Origin of the sequence: Planctomyces sp. SH-PL14, from assembly GCF_001610835.1 — a bacterium.
In the GTDB taxonomy this organism is placed as follows: Bacteria; Planctomycetota; Planctomycetia; order Planctomycetales; family Planctomycetaceae; genus Planctomyces_A.
Genome location: NZ_CP011270.1, coordinates 6,283,563 through 6,302,774 on the forward strand (window position 1 = coordinate 6,283,563; position 19,212 = coordinate 6,302,774).

Here is a 19,212-nt window from a genome sequence, read left to right on the forward strand (position 1 = left end):
TGCCCTACCGGGCGGGCGACTCCGCGGACGGGCCGGCGATGTGGCCCAGGAGGAGCTTCACGATCAGCGCCACTTTCCGCGGCGGCGTCGGAAGGGGACCGGTCCCTTCGATCGCCAATAGCGCGAACGTGCCGCCGAGCGCGCGGTACTTGGCTTCGGCGACGCGCGATTCGCGGTCCAGGAGCGGGTCGCGGGTGCCGCAGGAATGGATGATCGGGACATGCGCCTTCGCCAGCGTCTCGAGGCCGTCCATCGGCTGGGCCTTCGTCATCGTGCACCGCAGCATCGGGTTCTCGCCGTAGAGGCACGCCACCTTGTCCGGGTTGGCGATCGCCCAGGCGTACGCTTCGCCTGCTGCCCCTCCGGAGCCCGCCAGGACGGGGCGGTTCGAGAACCCGTACTTCGTGAGGTGGGCGTAGACCTTGTTCCAGTCTTGGGCGCGGGGACCGTCGCCGTTGTAGGGGACCGGACCGACGACGATCGCGACCCCCTCGGCGAGGAGCGCGAGATCGACGGTCGAGGCGGCGGTCGGGATGTCGGCCCGGAAGACCCACGGGTTTCCGGCCGCGGCCTTCCGTGGCAGGATCACCTGCACGGTCCCTTCGACGCCATCGAGGCCGAAGGCGTAGCGATCGTAGAACGGGCTGAACAGCGGTCCCCGCCGCGTCAGGAACGTCCCTTCCTGCGGGACTTCCTCGTAGGTCGCCGGCGCGCCGTAGAAAGCGGAGCGGGTCACCCGCCCGGCTCCCCCCACGGCGATCACGTCCGGGACGGTTCTCTCCGGCGCAGGAAAGCTGGCCGTGATGAAGTCCGCGATCAGTTTGGGATCGCGGAGGCTGTGGGGATGGTGACCCACTCCTTCCTTGATGACCACGGAAATCTTCCCGCCGAGCTGGCGGTAGATCGTCTCGATCGTGTTGGAGCAGCGGTCGAGGAGCGGGTCGATGCTGCCGCAGACATGCAGCAGCGGGACCTCGGCCCTGGCGAGGTCCCCGAGCCGCCCGAGCGCCTCGGGGTGAATCGCCGGGTTGTCGCCGTAGACGCAGGAGACCTTGTCCGGGTGCCGCGTGGCCCAGGTGTAGGCGTACTCGCCGCCGCGGCTCATGCCGACGAATGCGGGCCGCGGGGAGAGCCCGTGTTTCTCCGTCAGGAACGCGTACCACGCTTCCCAGGTCTTGTCCGGCTTCAGCGCCGCGTTCGCCGAGACGTAGGCGATGTGGTATCCGCGGCGGAGAAGCTCCACCTCCGCCTGCGGCTGATGGTCCCAGTAGCACCCCTGCCACGACCACGGATTTCCGTCGGCCGGCTTCTTCGGCGCGACGACGAGGCACCGCCGCTTCCCCGCCGGAGGATCCTGGATGCCGAAGCCCTCCTTCTCCGGCCGCTCGAATGGTTCGATCTGGAGCGTCTCCTCATCCAGGAGGTAGTCATACCGGGCGAACCCGTCGTGCCATTCCGAGCGGGCGCCGGTGAAGGGGGCCGGCTCGGCCGCCGCGGCGTCGCCGGGTCCGCCGAGAAGGAGGGCCACCAGGAGCGAGGCGACCGGCAGCCAGGGGGCGATCCCGGAACCGAGGGAACGGAAGCGGCGCATATCCCGATCTCGACGAGGGGGTGTACAGCGGATGAGTGGCGCCGCGGCTCGAGACCGCGTGAACGCCCGGAACCCGCGGCCGATGATAGGCCCGCCGTCGCCCCGGTTCTACCGGCCGCGTCCCATTGCCGCCCGAGCTGACGAATCGGAAAGGTCAGCGCGCGTCCAGTATCCGTGCGCCTCCGATGGACCTGCTGCTCTCGGTTCGTCAACGCAGGCCGCGAAGAGGGGAGGGGGCATCTCGCACCGAGCCGCGATCGGACACAACCCGCTTTCAACGGCTCCCGACGGTCGGCCTCCGGCGGGCAAGAGGGGTGTGACCCCCCTTGCATCCCCTCACCAGGGTGCCCCTGGACCCGGTGAGACAGGAGCGTTGGTCACGTGATCGGCCGCCCCATCGACCTTCGGCCTTCCGCCTTGAGTCTTCAGCCTCGTCACACCGGGAAATTCACCAGCGGATTCACCCGGATCGCCGCATCGTGCGGACAGCTCGAAACACACGCCGGATCCTGACTCGGCAAGTGGCTGCACAGGTCGCAGACCGCCGCCCGGTGCGTCACCAGTTCCAGCTCCGGCCGCTGATCCGGACCGGCGACTTCCATCGCCCGCGCTCCCGCCTCCGGAACCGCGTCGAGTCGCGCGGAGAAGAGAGGCTCGCCGAGCTTCGCAAATTCCTTTCGCAACAGCTCGACCGCCAGCACGTTCCCCGACCGCCGGAACTTCTCCGCCGAGACATCCGCCTCATGCTCCCCGCGGTTCGACTGGGCCATCGACTGCGACAGCTTCAGCGGCTCCCCGTTGAGCCACACCGATGGCGTCGCCCCCTTGGCCTGCAGGATGAGGCGATACATCCGGGAGGACCGGTCCCCCCGCGGAGCGTCGAACAGATGCCGGAAACAGAGATCGAGGACTTCCTCCTGCTCCCAGTTCCCCCGGTGCCGCGGCAGCGAATGGACGAACTCCGTCGTCCACGTGAACGGCGAGAGCCCCGAGGACCACCGCCCCGACGCCCGCCGCGAGGAATACCAGTTCGGACTGACCCGCTTGCGGGTCGCGAACGTCCAGCCGATCGACTGGTCCGGGATCAGCCCCAGGTCGTGCATCTGGATCGAGTCGTACGGACACTGCTCCGCACACTTCTCGCATCCGATGCACCAGTCCGCGATCTCGATCTGGCCGTTGTCTCCCCGCATGATCGAGCCGACCGGGCAGCCGATCATGCACGACGGGTTGAGACAGCTCCGGCAGGCGGACGGAATCAGGAACCGGTCGAACCGCGGCCCGTCGAGGAACAGCCGCGAGTAACCGTCGTCATGCGTCTCGATACAGGCGTTGACGCAGTCCCCGCAGCGGGTGCAGGAATCGAGGTCGATCAGGAGGAGCCGGCTCCCCTGGAACAGCCCCAGATCCTGGAACTCCTTCGAGGAGGTGATCGCCGTTGCGGCCGAGCTGTCTTCCTTCTTCGCGCTCTCGCGGAGCCGGCGGGTCGCCGACTCCCGCATCTTCTTGGAGAGCGAGCGGGACTCCCGCATCAGCTTGCGGAACACGGCGCCCGAGATCCGCACGAGCTCCACCCGCCCCTTGCGGCGCTTGGGGTCGTTCGAAGCATGGTCATAGGCGATACAGCTCGCGCTCCGCGGCTCCTTGCGGATGACCGCGATCTCGCCGAAGCAGTCGCCGCGGGAGAGGTACGCCAGGATCCGCGGCGGCCCCTGCGACTCCTCGCGCTGCTGGATCAGCTTGGGATAAAGGTGCGGGATGAGGACGCGGCCGGCGGTCCGCAGCTCAAGCTCGGACCACTTGTCCTTGATCCCCTTGAAGCCGCCGGGGAACGACGCCGTGTACCGGCTCACCTCGGCGTGCTCGTACTCCTCTTCGAATCCCTTGGAGCCCAGGAACGCCCGCGAGCGGATCAGCTCATTGATCGCCTGCAGGATGATCTCGCACGTCTCGCGGCTCGGTCCGGCGGCCGGAGCGTTCGCCACCTCCCGGACGAGGTCCTGGACCTTGTCGCTCAGCCACAGGAAAACGAGCGCCGGCGGGCTGGCGGTCGACGGCGGGAGCGAGACGCGAACCAGCTGGGCCGGCGCCGCCTTGGGGGCCGCCGGCGCGGCCGCCTTCAGGGGAGCCGCGGCGACAGGGGCGGCGGCCGGCGCGGTAGCCGCCGCCTTCGGCGGGGCGGCGGGGGCCGGCGATTTGGACGGAGAGGGGGAAGGTGCCGCCGCTTTCAGCGAGCTGGCGACCGGCGGAGGAATGATGAGCGAGGCCCCGATATTGTCGCCCAGACCCCCTTCGTCCGACATCAGGTACTTGTCGAAGACGTCCCAGTCCGGCTCCTTCTCCGGTTCCGGATCAGCGGCCGGCGCTGCCTTGGGAGTCGCCGCCGCCACCGGGGCGGTGGGTGGAGCGGCCGGTGCAGCAGGAGCGGCCTCGGCCGGCGCGGCGCCGGCGTCACCCCCGGCCTTCCTGGCCCGGATCGCCGCGAGCATGTCCTGCGGGCTGGCCTTCTTGGGAGCAGCAGCGGGAGCCGCTGCGGTCGGCGCCGGGGTTTCGGCCGGAGCGCCCCCTTCGGCCGCCGCCTTCTTGGCCTTCATGGCGGCGAGCATGTCCTGGGGGCTCGGCTTCTTCTTGACCGGCTCCTCGGCTGCCGGCACCGCGGCAGCCGGTTCTTCGGCGACCGGAGCCGGCGCAGCGCCCCCTTCGGCGGCGGCCTTTTTGGCCTTCATGGCCGCGAGCATTTCCTGCGGGTTCGGCTTCTTCTTGACCGGTTCCGCGGCGGCGGGGGTCGCGGCAGCTGGTTCTTCCGCGACCGGAGCGGGAGCAGCGCCCCCTTCGGCGGCGGCCTTCTTGGCCTTCATGGCCGCGAGCATTTCCTGCGGGTTCGGCTTCTTCTTGGCGGGCTCTTCGGCGGCGGGGGCCGCGGCAGGTGGTTCCTCGGCGACCGGAGCAGGAGCGGCGCCCCCCTCGGCGGCGGCCTTCTTGGCCTTCATGGCCGCGAGCATTTCCTGCGGATTGGGCTTCTTCTTCGCCGGCTCCTCAGCGGCCGGTGCGGGGGCCGGTTCTTCGGCGACCGGAGCGGGAGCAGCGCCCCCTTCGGCGGCGGCCTTCTTGGCCTTCATCGCCGCCAGCATCTCCTGCGGGTTCGGCTTCTTCTTCGGGGCGCCTTCGTCCGCGGCGGGGGCTGGCGCGGGAGAGGCTTCGGCGGCGGGGGCGGCTCCCCCTTCGGCAGCGGCTTTCTTGGCCCGCATGGCGGCCAGGATGTCCTGCGGACTCGGCTTCTTTCCCTCGGCGGGTGCGGCCGCTGGAGCAGCCGGTGCGGCTCCCCCGCCATCGCCCGCCTTCTTGGCCTTCATGGCGGCCAGCATGTCGGCCGGGGAGGGCTTCTTGCCCGGCTCGGCCGGGGCCAGCGCCGCCGCGGCCTTGGGGACCGCAGCTGCTCCGGCGGCGGCTGCGGCCGCCACCTTGGTCGGGGCTGCCTTGACGATCGCCTTCGGCTCCGCGGCGGCCGCCGTCACGATTCCGCCGCTCTTGACCAGCGCCTCGCAGAACCCCTTCCAGTTCAGGATGTCCGAATACTTGAGCGAGACGCTCACGTTACTCGCCACCTGGACCACGCCGCTGCGGACGATGAACACGTCCAGCGCCTTGTCTTCCGTCGCCTCTTCTCCCTCTTCGCAGATGATCGCCCCCGGGTCGACTACCTCCAGCGAGACCCCTTTCCGCAGCGTCTCGATCTGGGCGTCGTCGAAGTCCTGGAAGATCTCCAGGCGGCGGAGGTGGGTGTCGAGGACGCGGGAGATGTAGACCGAGTTGACCCAGTCGTTGTGGTTCTTGTCCTGCTGCATGTGGTCGAAAATGTTCCGGTTGAACTCGATCAACCGGCAGTCCCGCCGCGCAATGACCGTCGCCGAACGGGGGGCGAACGTCATGCAGCTCATCTCGCCGAACATGTCCCCTTCAAACAGAGGGGCCTCGCGGGTGTTGGCGTCGATGTCGGTCGGCCCGTCGTTCGGAATCGCCTTGGGCGCCTTGACCCCCATCCCGACGGTCTTCGAGCCCTTGCTCCCGAACAGCGAACTGAAAAAGCCCTTCTTCTTGGCGGTCGTCCGCCCCGAAAGGATTCGCGCCGTCAGGACCTGCTTGTCCCGGCCGGGATCGGTGGAGAAGGGGATCTCCATCGTGTCCTTGATCGTCCCCTTGATCTCCCGGAACCGCTGCATGTCCTCGCCGGTCGGGATGTAGAAGGCGCTCCCCCCCTCCTGCCCCTGCTGGCAGATCAGCTCCCCCTGCCGATAGCTGCGGAGAACGACCGACCCCGGATAGCGGGTCACGGGAGCCGACTTGGCCAGGCGGCGGAAAATCTCGAAGGCCGCCGCCTCGTTGGAGGTGATGAAGTCATCCCCCGGGCGGTTCTTGAGCTTGATCTCCGCCTTGATGGCGAGAGCCTTGAGTGCCGGTGCGGGCGCACCCGCTGCTCCAACTGCCGCTGCCCCGGCCGCTGCTTCCGCACTCATCCCGCGCCTTCCTGAACTGTCCGAGTTCCTGTAGCTTTAGCGATCAACCGAGTTTATGGTGACGCGGCCTCCGTGGCAATTCGCGGTTCTCGCCGAAGGGCCTGCCAGACGGGGCTGTCCGCATGATGTGGGGAGTTGGGGGTAGGGAATGCTGCTGAACCGCACGCACCGGTCGTGGCTGCTGGCGACGATCGCCGTCGTCCTGCTCTCGTCCGCCGCCTACTGGTGGTACGCCACCTCCGCGGTCAACGGTCCTCGCGGCGGCACCTGGCAGGGATTGCTGTTCGGGATCGCCGGTTCGATCTGCATGATCATCGCCGGGCTCCTCCCGGCGCGGAAAAAGGTCCCCGGCGCCCGGGTCGGAACCGCCAAGGGCTGGTTGCGGGGGCACCTCTGGATCGGGCTGTGGAGCGTCCCCCTGATCCTGTTTCACGCCGGTTTCCGGCTCGGCGGCTCGCTGGAGCAGGTCCTGATGGCGGTCTTCGGCATCGTCATCTTCAGCGGGATCTTCGGCGTCATCCTCCAGCAGTACCTGCCGCGGTACATGACCGCCGCCGTCCCCGCCCAGGCCATTACGGAGCAGATTCCCATTGCCTGCGGCCGGCTGCGGAAGCTGACCGAGGAAGCGGTCCTGGCTGCCTGCGGCCCGGAGGCGCTCGCCGAGGCGATGAAGGCGGAAGAGAAACGTTCCGGCCCGACCGTGACCCTCTCGTCGATCGCCTCGCTCCAGACCAGCTCCAAGACCGGCAAGGCCAAGAGTTCCCTCACGAACGCGACGATCTCCTCGTCGGTCCTGATGGATTTCGTCGTCTCGCCGCTGGACGAGAACTATTCGCCGGAAGGGGAGCTGGCGAAGTTCTTCTGTGAGGACGTCCTGTCGTTTCTCAGCCCGTCCGCGACCCGGGAGCACCCGCTCGCCAGCCCGACGCTGGCGCTCGCCCGCATTTCGCGGCTCGAAGGGAGCGTGCCGACCCGCCTGCGGCCCGCAGTGGAGGAGATCCGCGTCGCCTGCGACGAGCGACGGCAGCTGATGTCGCAGCAGCGGATCCACAACTGGCTCCACGGCTGGCTCTTCCCGCACATCATCCTGTCGATGGTGCTGCTGATTCTGGCGGTGGCCCACACCGTGATGTCGTTGTTTTATTGAGAGTTCTCAGTTGTCAGTTCGCAGCCGGCACGGCCTCGTCTGACTGAGAACTGACAACTGATGACTGACAACTTCCTCACAACATGATCGAAAAATAGTTCTGCACCGCGGCGTCGATGGCGTCTTTTGTGACGGCCCGCGGCAGGCCATGGAGGGTGCAGCGGTTCTCGATCTGTCGCAGGATGTCCCGCGGATGGCAGTAGCGGAACGGCCAGTTCTTGGGCCGGTAGTGCGACTGGATCAGATAGTCGACGTCCGCCTGGGAGACCTCGAAGCCCAGCTCGCGGCATTGCCGCAGGAAGAGGGCGCGGAACTCCTCTTCCGAGGGATCGCGGACTTCAATCTTGTAGGGGATCCGGCGGAGGAAGGCGTCGTCCACGAGGTCCTTCGGCTCGAGGTTGCTGGAGAAGACGATCAACTGGTCGAAGGGGACCTGGATCGACCGGCCGCTCTCGAGCTGCAGGTAGTCGTGCCGCTGCTCCAGCGGGACGATCCAGCGGTTCAGGAGCTCGTCGACCGGCATCCGCTGACGGCCGAAGTCGTCGATGAGCAGGGTGCCGCAATTCGATTTCATCTGCAGCGGGGCTTCGCCGATCCCGGTGCTGCGGATGTAGGTGATCTCCAGGTTCTCCATCCGCAGCTCGCCGCCGGCAATGATCGTCGGACGCTGGATCTGCACCCAGCGGCCGTCGATCTCCTTCCGCTCCTCCGTCGAGAGCGACGGGGCGAGCCGGTGGCGGTTCGGGTCGAAGAGGCGGATGATCTCGCCGTTGGCGTGGACCGCGCGCGGGATCCAGATCGTGTCGCCGAACGACTTCGTGATCCGCTCGGCGATGCTCGTCTTTCCGTTCCCCGGCGGGCCGAAGAGGAACATCCCCCGGCCGGAGTGGATCGCCTGGCCGATCCCGCTGAGGAGACTGTCCTTCAGATTGAGGTCCCCCATCGCCTCGCGGATTGCGGTGAGCGGCGGCTTGCGGCCGGAGAGAGTCTGGGCCGTCACGGAGGCCGCATAGTGGGCCAGCGAGACGGGAGCGGTCCCGCAGTAAGTCGTCTGCCGGCTCAGCTTCTCCCCCCGGACCCGTCCTTCGTCCGTCAGCTCGTAGAGGTAGTCGCCGGCCGTGAGGCTGTTCTTGTAGGTGAGGAGCTTGTCCTGTTTGAGCTGCCGGAGGATCTGGTCGATGATCGGAAACCGGAGGCCGATCTGGTTGGCGATCTGGTATCCGGTCTCCACCGATCGGGGGAGCAGGAACTTGAGGACCAGCGAGCCGACATCGCTCTCCGTCAGGCCCGCCTCCTCGAGGGAGCGGGGGGCGGTGGGCTCGAAGACCGGTTCGGCGCGGGGATCGACTTCCTTGGGCCGCAGCGGTGAAGGGGGCCGGGTCGGCTCATTGAGGATGAAGTTCCGCAGCTCCCGTTCCAGCAGCCCGACTCGGTTTGCCCGCGACGTCGTGGCAGCCGGGGCGGCCGTTGTCTCGACGGCTGTGGGGCGGGGGACGGGAACGGACTGCGGCGGGGCCGGTGTCTCGTCGTTCGCCGGGGACGCAGGAGCCTGAGAGGAGAGCGGGGCCGCGGAAGGCCGGTCTCCTTCCGGGGAACCGGGAGGACGCGGTGCGGCGGCGGTGCTGCGGGGCGCGCCGATCCGAAGGCCGCGGAGGAGAGTATCGAGGGTTTCCATGTCCGTCGTCCGCCCAGGGCAGGGGAGGAGGAGAGGGGATCGGGAGGGGACACTCGAAAGTGTGTCACATCTCCTCATTCGCCAGCGGAATGCGAGGAGGGGGAAGAAGAATTCCTCCGAAGGGACCGATTGTGCAGGAAGTGCCAGTCGTTTGTCTCGCGTCTCGATCCAACAGACTGATGGCCGGATGATCGAATGGGAGTCATCGCCTGCCGCCGCGGTGGCCACCGTCCTCGGGCGAATGTTCCTCTTTCACAACCTCTCCCGGCACCCGCGGAAGGGCGACGCGGATCTCGTCTGGCAATCTCCTTCTCTTGAGGGGAGGCGAAAAATCCGGCGGGCTCGGCGCGGGGGCGGTCATGAAAGTTGCAGCGAGGTTCGAGGCGGGCTCGCTTGGAAAAACCTCAAATCGCCGTTTGCGGATCGACCGGCGTCCCGACGCTTGCGGCGGGTTGGCGGAAAAGCCGCCGCGTTCGGGATGCGCGTTAACGCTGGGACAATTCCGAAAGTCCAATATTTTTTTTGCACCATTCTGCGCGTGACCTAGGGTTGAAGGGAGTCGGAGTCCATTCGCAGCCTGCGCCACGGCGGCGGGCTCGAAGTCTAGGTTGAAGCGAAATGCAGTCGGTCCGTCATCGTCGTCCTGCCTTCCGTCAATCCGGAAGAGGGGCCGCGCGCCGCGGGACCTACATCGTCGAGTTCGCGCTCGTCTTTCCGGTCTTCATGGTGTTCCTGATGGGACTCGTGGAGTTCGGGCACGTCAACCTGGTCATGAACACGTTGAATAACGCGGCCCGCATCGCCGCACGCCTGGGGACGGTGGAGGATGTGACGACCGCCCAGGTCCGGGCTCGCGTCAACGAGATCCTGGGATCCTCCTTTGCCTCCAGCGAGGCGACCGTGCTGGTCAAGGACGCGTCGGTCTTCGACAACGCCGGCGTCGACGCCCGCGATGTCGATTACTCGTCCCTGCCGAACATCGAAGTCAAGAACGCAGACGACTCGCAGCTGTTTCTGGTCCGCATCACGGTCCCCTACGACCGCGTCGCGCTGCTCCCCCCCTTCTGGGCGCGGGAGCTGAACCTGGTCGGTCAGGCGGTCATGCGGCACGAATAATCCATGAAAGCGACACGAATCCACACACCGTCCCGGCTACGACGCTCCCTCTCGCGAGGGATGGCGACGGTGGAGTTCGCGCTCATGGCCCCCCTCTTCCTCCTGCTGATCCTCGGCATGACGGAAGCCGGGCATGCCTTCCAGGTCAGCGGGGACCTGTGCGCCGCCGTCCGCGAAGGGGCCCGGACCGCGTCGATGGACCTCAGCGAAGTCACCTCGTCCACCCAGACGCTCAATCAGAAGGTCACGCAGGACATCCGCAACTTCCTGTCGGCGAACGGGATCGCCGGAGACCGGGTCACGATCACGATCACGCACGCCGACAGCTCCGCCACGTTCAATCTTTCGGACGAGGCGAACTACCTGAAGAGCTTTCGGATCACCGCCAGCGTTCCCTACTCGCAGGTCAGCCGGTTGCCGGCGGACTATCTCTCGGGGCGGACGCTGTCGTTCTCGGCGGTCTACCGCATGGGACGTTCGCAGGTGACAAACTGAATCCGGTCCAGGCGTCTCGGGATCGATGAAGACAGTCGGGGGGGACCGCAGGCCGCTGGCGACGAAACCGCCAGGGTGTCCGGTGCCGTGGGGGGATGGTTCGATGCACGCTGTTACCAGTCAATACTCCCGGCAGCCGGTCGGCTCCGGCCGGCGCGGGTCGTTCATGGTCCTGGGCGTCGTCTGCCTGGTGGCGATGATGGCGTTCGTCGCCTTCTCGGTGGACCTGGGCTACATCTCCGTCACGCGGAGCCAGATGCAGAACGGCGTCGATGCCGCGGCGCTGGCGGCGGCCCTGGAGATCACGAATGCCGTACAGAACGCGGGGCCGGACGTCCAGGACGTGACCGCCTACGCGATGCAGCAGGCCCGCCTCAAGGCGGCCGAGATCGCCGGACTGAACGGGATCTACGTCGATCCGCAGCAGGACGTCGAGTTCGGACTCCGGACGCAGAACGCCCAGACCAAGGCGTATTCGGTGAGCTGGGGCTCCACGCCGGCCAACACCGTCCGGGTCCACGCCCGGCGGACCGAGGACGACACGTCCGCTCCGGACGGGCTCCTGCCCCTCTTCTTCGCCCCGGTCTTCGGCCGCGACACCCAGCAGCTCCAGACCTCGGCCACCGCCTACGTCGAAGCCCGTGACATCGTGGCCGTGCTCGACTACTCCGGCTCCATGAACGACGACAGCACCTATACGTCGCTCAGCCTGCGTTCGCAGTCGGCCATCGAGACCAACATGCAGAACATCTGGAGCGCGCTCATCGCCGTCCGGAATTACGGGACGCTCCCGTTCACGCCCGCCTGGGCGGGTTACACGGTCACGAGCAACAGCCAGAGCGGTACGGGGGAGTTCCGGAACACGCAGTTCGTAGTCAGCAACCTGACGCGGGCCATGAACCAGGTGACGCTGACCTACAGCGACAACACGACTTCCACGCTCACCGCCTCCGGGACGAGCGGAACGTTCACCCGCAGCGGCACGGCCAAGACGATCACGGCCGCGAACGTCCGCATCCAGTACACGACGAACGGCGACCCTGACTCCGGTTCCGGCTCCAGCAGCAGCCGGACCGCGACCGTGACGTTCAACCATCCCAACTACCGCGTGGTGACGAACACGAACATCACGCAGATCGTCCTGAACTACTACGGCGGCGGAAGCTCGACCACGAACGTCTCGGGATCGGTGAAGGACCGGACGGTCTCCGGTAACGGGACCTACGTGAGCAGCGTGACGGTCAAGATGGGGTCGTACACCGTCACCGTGGCGAATCCCAACGGCTCCTCGCCGCCGACGACCACCGTCAATCTGGCCTTCACGTCGAATGCCGCGGCCAAGGCCAAGTTCGGCTGGAACAGCGTGTCGTGGCCTTATGCCGCCGGAAGCTGGGACGGTTTCATCACCTTCTGCCAGACGGACAGCTACATCAATACCGCCGGCTACCGCCACAAGTACGGCGGGATGTGCCTCGTCGACTACCTGATGCGGACCTATCCGAGCTACTCCCAGTGCAACGACCTGTGGCGGACGCCGCACTACCCGTTCCACTCGGTCAAGCAGGGGGCGCAGCTGCTGGCGACGTTCGTCGAGGACCTCGGCTTTGGCGATGAGCTGGGGCTGGTCTGCTATGCCGATACGGCGGTCGACGAGCACACGCTCAACTACGACGGCTACAACATCAACCTCAGCTCCAACCCGATCTGCGACAAGTTTGCGGACCTGCGGCAGATCGTCGGCCACCGTCAGGCGGCTCACTACACGAACAACACGAACATTGGTGACGGGATCGCCCGCGGCAAGCTGATGCTCGACAACTCGAAGCGTCCCGGAACCCGCCCGACGATCGTCCTGATGACCGACGGTCTGGCGAACCGGAACGGCACCCTGCAGATGCCGAACGGCTGGAACTGGAACACGCTGTTCGACTACGACAACAACGGAACCGCGGACTACACGACGACGAACACGGCCGCCCAGTACGCCCTCGTGAAGGCCAAGGAGGCGGTCGACGCCGGCTACACGATTCACTGCATGTCGGTGGGGCTGGGGGCGGACCAGGACCTGATGTCGGCGATCGCGTGGCTGGGGCGGGGGATCTACATCCATGTCCCGGGCGATCAGAGCGTGGCCGAGATGGAGGCGGACGTGCTGGCCGCTTTCAATCGAATCGCCGCCTTCGTCCCGCCGGCCAAGCTCGTCAAGGAATAACCGCCGGCCCGGGCACGGTTCGGAACACTCTCTCAAAGCCACCTGGACGACTTCGCGTCGCACAGGTGGTTTTCCTTTTTGTCGAGCAAAGATGGAACGGTGCGCGGTGCGGGACACGGTGTCCGGTGCTGCCCAGGGGCAGGTCCGTCGCTCATCGCTGCCGATGCTGTTGCGTTTCGTAACGCCTTCGGGTTTTGAAACACAGAGGCACAGAGGACACGGAGAGAAAAGACGCAGACGCCGGACGGGAGGCCGTGGGGGCACCTTCCTGCCCGAATCTGTGTTCATCCGTGTTGATCTGTGGCTCTTTCTCTCCCTCTCGAAAACCTTGCAACCGTCGACTCTCCGGCCGTCCCTCTCCGTGTTCTCTGTGTTTCCAGTCTCTTCTAATCAGGAACCTGCACCGATGCCTCGCGCGCGAGGCTCAGTCGTCAGGACGTCATCCCTACAGAAGTGTTCCGCGGAGGAAGAGAAGCGCGACACTGAAGTAGATGACGAGGCCGGTCACATCGACCAGTGTCGCCACGAAGGGGGCGGAGGAGGTCGCCGGGTCGAGGCCGCAGCGCTTGATCAGAAAGGGGAGCATCGATCCCGAGAGGGTCCCCCAGAGCACGATCCCGACGAGCGAGATCGCCACGGTCAGGCCGATCAGCGGCCAGTGCGGCCCGTAGACGGAGGAGAACGAGGACCACAGGGCGATCCGGACGAAGCCGATCGTCCCCAGGACAAGGCCGAGGAGGAGGCCGGAGAACAGCTCCCGCTTGAGGACGAGCTTCCAGTCCCGCAGCGCGATCTCGCCCACCGCCAGGGCCCGCACGATGAGGGTCGCCGCCTGTGACCCGGAGTTCCCGCCGCTGGAGATGATGAGCGGGACGAAGAGGGCCAGGACGACCGCTTTTTCGATCTCCTCCTCGAAGAAGCCCATCGCGGTGGCGGTCAGGAGTTCCCCCACGAAGAGGATCACGAGCCAGGTGGCCCGCTTGCGGACGAGGGTTCCGACCGGGGTGGCGATGTAGGGCTCGTCGAGGGCTTCGAGGCCCCCGAACCTCTGGGCCTCGCGGGTGGCGGTTTCCTCGGCGACATCGAGGACGTCGTCGACCGTCACGACTCCCACGAGGACTCCTTTGGAGTCAACGACGGGAAGGACGGACCGGTCGTATTTCCGGAAGAGCTCGACCGCGGTCGTCTCGGCGTCGGTCACCCGGAGCGCGACGAACTGTCCGTTCATCAGGCTTCGGACCTGGGCGTCCGGGGGGGCGAGGAGGATCTCCCGCATCCGGATGTCGTCGATGAGGTGGTGCGAGTCGTCGAGGACGTAGACGGCATTCAGGGACTCGCTGTCGCGGCCGACGGCGCGGACGTGTTTCAGGACGTCGGTGATCGTCCATTCCTCGCGGACGGCGATCAGGTCGGGGGTCATGAGCCGGCCGACGGTTCCTTCTCCGTAGGCGAGGAGGGACCGGGCGACGCGCTGGTTTTCCGGCGTGAGCAGCGTGAGGAGCCGCTCGATCTCTTCGGGGCCGAAGCCGCTGAGGAAGGCGGTGCGGTCGTCGGGCGAGAGTTCGTTGAGGATGAACCGCAGGTCGGGTTCAGGGAGGAGCCGGCTGAGTTGTTCCTGGACGGACCATTCGAGGTATTCGAAGGCTCGTGCGGCGCGGGGTGCGTCGAGGCATTGAAAGGCGACGAGGTCTTCTTCGCTGGAGAGGTCGTCGAAGAGCATGCCGAGGTCGGCGGGTTCCCAGCGGTTGAGGACGTCGCGGAGGGTGTCGACGTCGCGTTCCGCGATGAGTTCGCGGATCTCGGGGAGCAGCAGCTTTTCGAGCATCGTCATGATCGGCCTCACAGGAGAGGCCCCGATCATAGCGAATTGCGTCCACCCCCTACCGGGGTCCAGGGGGTACCCCTGGTGGGGGATGCAAGGGGGCAACGCCCATTTGCCCGCCGGAGGCCTGGCCGTCGAGAGATGTCTGAAGGAGATCGTGTCCAAACGCGGGCAACGTACCGGATGCCCTCCACATCAACCCACGGGGATTCCAGGGCGAGCCGTGAGTCCGGAACGCCGTTTCCACAAAGCGGACGTCCGGTACCTACCACGGTTTCTCATGGAAGCGCCTCCGGCGGCAAGGGCGCGGTCAGCGGGCCGGGACATTGACGTAGTTGAAGCGGTTCAGCTCGTTTCCATTGATCGGATCGAGGTCCTGAATCTCCACCATCTTCCAGCCCGCCGGCTCCTTCTGCCAGCGGGCCCGGAAACGGAAGGGGAAATGCGATCCCGCACCATGCCCGCGAAGGCCCACCGTCCCATTGACCCGGAAATGAGAACTCGCCCGCGTCCCCTGCGACAGGACCTCGACCTGGACATCGGTGACGTGAATATCGTTCCCGACCTCGACGACATCGATCGCGTGATCGGCGAGGTCGTAAAGCGTTTTCGCCTGGGGAGACGTCGAAATGTACTGCAGCGTCCCCGGACGGTTCTGCCGCTGGAACTGACGGACCAAGTCGTGAACCGAGGCGTCGATCTGCTCGCGGTCGGTGACGATCGCCTGCTCCAGATAATAGGTCCCCCCTGCGAGAGCCAGCATCAGCCCGATCCCGGCGAGGTAGATCATCCGCTGAGCTCCGCTCCAGGCGATCCCGAAGACGACCGCTCCGCTAAGGAACAGGAAGATCGGCGGCCAGGGATTCTCGGTGAACCACATGATGGGATCTCAAACCAGGGGAAGCAGGGATGCCCTTCATAAGAGGACTACGACTCTGGCAGCTCTCTCTGCAAACGCAATCCGGCCGGCCGAATTCACGAGGAGCGAAGACTCCCCGCGCCATCACGCCTCCATCAGCCGGACCGCGTCACCGGCGAACGGGACCCGGAAAACGAAACAAGCCCCGATCCCCACTTTGGGGACCAGAGCTTGTGCGACTTGCGGCTCGGCGGCGGCGATCCCGGAGGACCATCCGACCGTCCAAGCCTATACTCTGCCTCGCGACCTTCCGATCAACGAGGCTTGTTCACGTTCTGGGCGATGTCCTTCGCCTTCTCGATCATGTCTTCGGCGACTTGCTTCGTCTTGCCCATCGCCTGATCGATCTTCCCTTCCCGGCGAAGCTGATCGTCGTCGGTGATCGCCCCGGCGGCTTCCTTCACCCGGCCTTTGATTTCATCGGTTTTCCCAGACATGACTCTCTCCTATATCTGTGAGTTGTGGAGGTCATTGCCTGGTTGAGCAAATGGTAGGCCTTCCGGGGCGAGGAAGAAGGACCATTCCGGTGAGAGATCTGCAAGCGTCGTGTTCACAGCATGTTAGGGCGGACGGATTCCTCTCGAGCCCCTGGCCGACAGTTGATGGACGACCGATCAGGCTGGCGATGGCGGGGCCAGCACGTCGGCGGGCGAGCTTCCGGGGAGGCCCGGCCCGGCGAGGCACAGGGAACGGGCGGGGCGGCGTTGATTTCCCCAGTCTTGACGACCTCCGGGCGATGCCCTACTTTCGCGCCGCGCTTCGGCACGCACGTGGTTTGCCGACGTCCCGGCGGACGAGTGGGTCGTTTCCCGGCTGTGTTTTGAACTTTGTCCGTGTCGTGACACCTGCGTCGCGAACACAGTCCAGTTCTCGACCGTTATCTCGTAACCACATCCCTTTCCGATTTGAACATGGCCGATCTGATTGCTCCGCATGGTGGCTTGTCTGAACCCGTCTGCCTGACCGTCAAGGACGCCGATGTCGCGGCGTTCAAGGCCGAAGCCGAAGCGCTCCCGAAGGTCCCGGTCTCCGCCGCCGACCTCTCCAGCGTCTACCGCTTCGCCGACGGAACCCTGAGCCCGCTCAAGGGGCCCATGACCTCCGCGGTCTACAACCGCGTCCTCGATGAATCGGTCATCGAGAACAACGGCAAGCTCTACGCCTGGACGATTCCCATCGCGTTCCCGGTCACCGCCGCTCAGGCCAAGGAACTCAAGGCCGGCCAGAAGGTCGCCCTGACGAACCCGGCCAACGAAGTCGTCGCGATCCTGGACGTTGAAGACGTCTACGCCTGGCCGAAGCTCAAGTACATCCAGTCGGTCTACCAGACCGACCGCGTCGACCACGCCGGCGCCAAGATGGTTCTCGAAGGGGACGCGAACAACACGCACCTCATCGGGGGCACCCTCCGCGCCCTGCCGCAGCCGAAGAACGCCAAGTTCGGCAAGTACGTCCTGACGCCGCGGGAAGTCCGCAAGCTGATCGCCGAATCCGGCTGGGACGCGGTCGTCGCCTTCCAGACCCGGAACCCCCTGCACCGGGCTCACGAATACGCGCTGGTCTACGGTCTCGAGACCCTGATCCGCGAAGGGAAGAACGCCGGCGCCGTCCTGAACCCGCTCATCGGCGAGACGAAGGGTGACGACGTCAACGCCGAAATCCGGATGGACACCTACGAGAAGCTGATCACCGAACGCCAGCTCGGCGACGGCGACAGCGACCAGGCCCTGTGGGGCCCGCGGAAGGAGTCGGTGCCCGATCGCGTCAAGCTGCTCGGCCTCGACATCAAGATGTTCTACGGCGGCCCCAAGGAAGCGGTGATGCACGGCATCTACCGTCAGAACATGGGCTACAGCCACATCATCATCGGCCGTAAGCACGCCGACGTGCCGTACTCCGACGGCTCGAACATCTGGGGCGACTTCGACGCCCAGGAAATCTTCGGCAAGCTCAAGGGCGACCTGAAGATCACCCCGGTCAAGGTCGGCTTCGCCGCCTTCTACGAGTCGTGCGGCCGCGTCGACCTGACCGAGAAGCACCCGGGCGAGAAGCCCGTGTCGATCTCGGGCAAGGACGTCCGCAACACCCTCCAGAAGGGTGAGCAGGTCGATCCCCGGATCATGCGTCCGAGCACGTCGCGGATTCTCGCCGCGGCGATGAAGACCGCCTGATCGCTGCGACAATCTGAATGACGCGAACGCCCGAAGTCTTCTTCGGGCGTTCTTTCTTTTGGGGGGGAGGTTTCAGGCGGAAGACTGCAGGGAGAGGGACGGTCGGTCTGGGCGCGACCGTCGTTTTCTGTTGGACAGACTGGCTCGTGATCGCGGTTCGGCAGTGAATCGGCCCTGCCGCTTCGAGGTCGTAGGGTGACTGCCGGGAGGTCCTGATAGACTTCAAACCTCCGAAGTCTCCGCGTTAAGGATCCGCTGCGATGTCCAACTGCTGCCGTCTGTCCGCTATTGGTCTGTGCCTGGGGCTGGCCTTGCCGCTTCTTTGTCTCGCGGACCCGCCGGCTGGGGACCGGGCGAGCACGACGCCAGGGCGGGGGACCGCGTCGCCGCTCCATGTCGGATCGATCGCCTGCGACCGCGTCCTGTATCTCGGGAACTCGATCACGCTGCACGGCCCGGCGGAGAAGATCGGGTGGACCGGGAACTGGGGGATGGCCGCTTCGTCCCAGGCGAAGGACTACGTCCATCTCCTGACGGCGAAGATCGCGGCTGCGGCGGGGGGTGAGCCGCAGGTCCGGATCAAGAACATTGCCGCCTTTGAACGGACTCTCGACCAGTACAACATTGCGACGGAGCTCAAGGAGGAGCTGGCGTTCCGGCCGGAGCTCGTGATCGTCGCCATCGGCGAGAATGTCGCCGCGCTGAAGGAGGACGCCGACCGGGACCGCTTTCGGACATCACTGGACGCCCTGCTGAAGGCGATCAACGCGGCCGGGGCGCGAAAGGTCGTCGTCCGAGGCAACTTCTGGGTCGCTCCGGACAAGGACGCCGTCCTTCGCGAATCCGCAAAGGCCGTCGGGGCGACGTTTGTCGATCTTGGGGAGATTGGCCGCGATCCGTCGATGATGGCCCGCTCCGAGCGGAAGATCGACCACGACGGTGTTGCCGCCCACCCGGGGGACAAGGGAATGAAGGCGATCGCCGATGCCCTGTGGGCCGCGATCGAGGCGGAAGCGAAGGCGGAGGCCCGGTAACAGTCCCTTGTCTGCCGCGACTCAGAGGCGGATCGGTCCCGGAAGCATCCTGTCGGACCGCGTTCGCGTGATTGGACTGGTAAGTGATTGGACCGGGGTAGAACCAGATCATTGAACGTGGGACGTCATGGACGCACGGCTGGACTCTGATTCAAGCGGCTTCACGCTCTCTCCCCCCAAGGGGGAATCCATTCACGTCCGGTGGGAGGAGGTCCGTGAGATCCGGACGTACAAGATCGATCTCCTCTCCTACGATGAAATCTGCCTGTGCTTCGAAGTGGCGGGCACCGGGACGACGGAAGGCGGGACGCTATGGATCGAGGTCACCGAAAGCGATCAGGGATTTCGCTTGCTCACTGATCACATGGAGCGGCGGTTTCCGGAAATTCCATCCGACTGGTATCGAAAGGTCATGTTTCCGGCGTTTGCGACCTGCGAGGCCGTTCTCTACCGGGCCGAGTGATGACGAAACGAGCGGAGCGTGACGGCCGACGCGCCGCCGGATGTGCTTCCTGA

General features: G+C 66.0%; 13 protein-coding genes. 7 read left to right on the forward strand and 6 right to left on the reverse strand.

Features of this window, described 5'->3' with window-relative positions; all coding sequences use genetic code 11:
* Nucleotides 1–4 precede the first annotated feature (4 nt).
* Both VT03_RS24035 and VT03_RS24040 read right to left on the reverse strand, forming a co-directional pair.
* Complete coding sequence (locus VT03_RS24035; protein WP_075095356.1) at nt 5–1,591, reverse strand: alpha/beta fold hydrolase; 1,587 nt, start codon at nt 1,589–1,591, stop codon at nt 5–7.
* Between the two features lie 434 nt (nt 1,592–2,025).
* Nucleotides 2,026–6,105, reverse strand: coding sequence for a cyclic nucleotide-binding domain-containing protein (locus tag VT03_RS24040; protein WP_075095357.1), 4,080 nt, complete (start codon nt 6,103–6,105; stop codon nt 2,026–2,028).
* A 148-nt stretch (nt 6,106–6,253) separates the two neighbouring features.
* Here VT03_RS24040 and VT03_RS24045 point away from each other — a divergent pair, with 148 nt between their 5' ends.
* A complete protein-coding gene (locus VT03_RS24045; protein WP_075095358.1) occupies nt 6,254–7,252 on the forward strand; it encodes a hypothetical protein in 999 nt (332 codons plus the stop codon).
* A 76-nt stretch (nt 7,253–7,328) separates the two neighbouring features.
* On the opposite strand, the gene VT03_RS24050 is transcribed toward VT03_RS24045, so the two are convergent.
* The gene (locus tag VT03_RS24050; protein WP_197489062.1) at nt 7,329–8,927 is read right to left on the reverse strand and encodes an AAA family ATPase; all 1,599 of its coding nucleotides are present in this window, start codon (nt 8,925–8,927) and stop codon (nt 7,329–7,331) included.
* Nucleotides 8,928–9,545: 618 nt separating this feature from the next.
* Here VT03_RS24050 and VT03_RS24055 point away from each other — a divergent pair.
* The 3 genes from VT03_RS24055 (at nt 9,546) to VT03_RS24065 (ending at nt 12,750) form a co-directional block, all read left to right on the forward strand.
* Nucleotides 9,546–10,043 (forward strand): TadE/TadG family type IV pilus assembly protein, encoded by a 498-nt coding sequence (locus VT03_RS24055; RefSeq protein ID WP_075095359.1) that lies wholly within the window; start codon nt 9,546–9,548, stop codon nt 10,041–10,043.
* A 3-nt stretch (nt 10,044–10,046) separates the two neighbouring features.
* Complete coding sequence (locus VT03_RS24060) at nt 10,047–10,538, forward strand: TadE/TadG family type IV pilus assembly protein (protein WP_082846480.1); 492 nt, start codon at nt 10,047–10,049, stop codon at nt 10,536–10,538.
* A gap of 103 nt (nt 10,539–10,641) precedes the next feature.
* A complete protein-coding gene (locus VT03_RS24065) occupies nt 10,642–12,750 on the forward strand; it encodes a pilus assembly protein TadG-related protein (protein ID WP_075095361.1) in 2,109 nt (702 codons plus the stop codon).
* A gap of 445 nt (nt 12,751–13,195) precedes the next feature.
* Here VT03_RS24065 and mgtE read toward each other — a convergent pair whose 3' ends face one another.
* From mgtE to VT03_RS24080, 3 genes are all read right to left on the reverse strand, one after another.
* The gene (gene mgtE, locus VT03_RS24070; protein WP_075097266.1) at nt 13,196–14,575 is read right to left on the reverse strand and encodes a magnesium transporter; all 1,380 of its coding nucleotides are present in this window, start codon (nt 14,573–14,575) and stop codon (nt 13,196–13,198) included.
* Nucleotides 14,576–14,882: 307 nt separating this feature from the next.
* Complete coding sequence (locus VT03_RS24075) at nt 14,883–15,452, reverse strand: hypothetical protein (protein WP_075095362.1); 570 nt, start codon at nt 15,450–15,452, stop codon at nt 14,883–14,885.
* 293 nt (nt 15,453–15,745) lie between these two features.
* Nucleotides 15,746–15,928: a CsbD family protein gene (locus tag VT03_RS24080; protein ID WP_075095363.1), complete on the reverse strand. Its 183-nt coding sequence runs from the start codon at nt 15,926–15,928 to the stop codon at nt 15,746–15,748.
* A 474-nt stretch (nt 15,929–16,402) separates the two neighbouring features.
* Between VT03_RS24080 and VT03_RS24085 the strand changes: the two genes are divergently transcribed.
* The 3 genes from VT03_RS24085 (at nt 16,403) to VT03_RS24095 (ending at nt 19,159) form a co-directional block, all read left to right on the forward strand.
* The gene (locus tag VT03_RS24085) at nt 16,403–17,662 is read left to right on the forward strand and encodes a sulfate adenylyltransferase (protein ID WP_075095364.1); all 1,260 of its coding nucleotides are present in this window, start codon (nt 16,403–16,405) and stop codon (nt 17,660–17,662) included.
* Between the two features lie 260 nt (nt 17,663–17,922).
* Nucleotides 17,923–18,696 (forward strand): SGNH/GDSL hydrolase family protein, encoded by a 774-nt coding sequence (locus VT03_RS24090; RefSeq protein WP_075095365.1) that lies wholly within the window; start codon nt 17,923–17,925, stop codon nt 18,694–18,696.
* A 127-nt stretch (nt 18,697–18,823) separates the two neighbouring features.
* Complete coding sequence (locus VT03_RS24095) at nt 18,824–19,159, forward strand: hypothetical protein (protein ID WP_075095366.1); 336 nt, start codon at nt 18,824–18,826, stop codon at nt 19,157–19,159.
* Nucleotides 19,160–19,212 lie beyond the last annotated feature (53 nt).

Excerpts from the sequence above, each read along its gene's own strand:
- VT03_RS24035 (WP_075095356.1), bottom strand. The coding sequence starts at position 1,591 with ATGCGCCGCTTCCGTTCCCTCGGTTCCGGGATCGCCCCCTGGCTGCCG.
- VT03_RS24040 (WP_075095357.1), bottom strand. The coding sequence starts at position 6,105 with ATGAGTGCGGAAGCAGCGGCCGGGGCAGCGGCAGTTGGAGCAGCGGGT.
- VT03_RS24045 (WP_075095358.1), top strand. The coding sequence starts at position 6,254 with ATGCTGCTGAACCGCACGCACCGGTCGTGGCTGCTGGCGACGATCGCC.
- VT03_RS24050 (WP_197489062.1), bottom strand. The coding sequence starts at position 8,927 with ATGGAAACCCTCGATACTCTCCTCCGCGGCCTTCGGATCGGCGCGCCC.
- VT03_RS24055 (WP_075095359.1), top strand. The coding sequence starts at position 9,546 with ATGCAGTCGGTCCGTCATCGTCGTCCTGCCTTCCGTCAATCCGGAAGA.
- VT03_RS24060 (WP_082846480.1), top strand. The coding sequence starts at position 10,047 with ATGAAAGCGACACGAATCCACACACCGTCCCGGCTACGACGCTCCCTC.
- VT03_RS24065 (WP_075095361.1), top strand. The coding sequence starts at position 10,642 with ATGCACGCTGTTACCAGTCAATACTCCCGGCAGCCGGTCGGCTCCGGC.
- mgtE (WP_075097266.1), bottom strand. The coding sequence starts at position 14,575 with ATGCTCGAAAAGCTGCTGCTCCCCGAGATCCGCGAACTCATCGCGGAA.
- VT03_RS24075 (WP_075095362.1), bottom strand. The coding sequence starts at position 15,452 with ATGTGGTTCACCGAGAATCCCTGGCCGCCGATCTTCCTGTTCCTTAGC.
- VT03_RS24080 (WP_075095363.1), bottom strand. The coding sequence starts at position 15,928 with ATGTCTGGGAAAACCGATGAAATCAAAGGCCGGGTGAAGGAAGCCGCC.
- VT03_RS24085 (WP_075095364.1), top strand. The coding sequence starts at position 16,403 with ATGGCCGATCTGATTGCTCCGCATGGTGGCTTGTCTGAACCCGTCTGC.
- VT03_RS24090 (WP_075095365.1), top strand. The coding sequence starts at position 17,923 with ATGTCCAACTGCTGCCGTCTGTCCGCTATTGGTCTGTGCCTGGGGCTG.
- VT03_RS24095 (WP_075095366.1), top strand. The coding sequence starts at position 18,824 with ATGGACGCACGGCTGGACTCTGATTCAAGCGGCTTCACGCTCTCTCCC.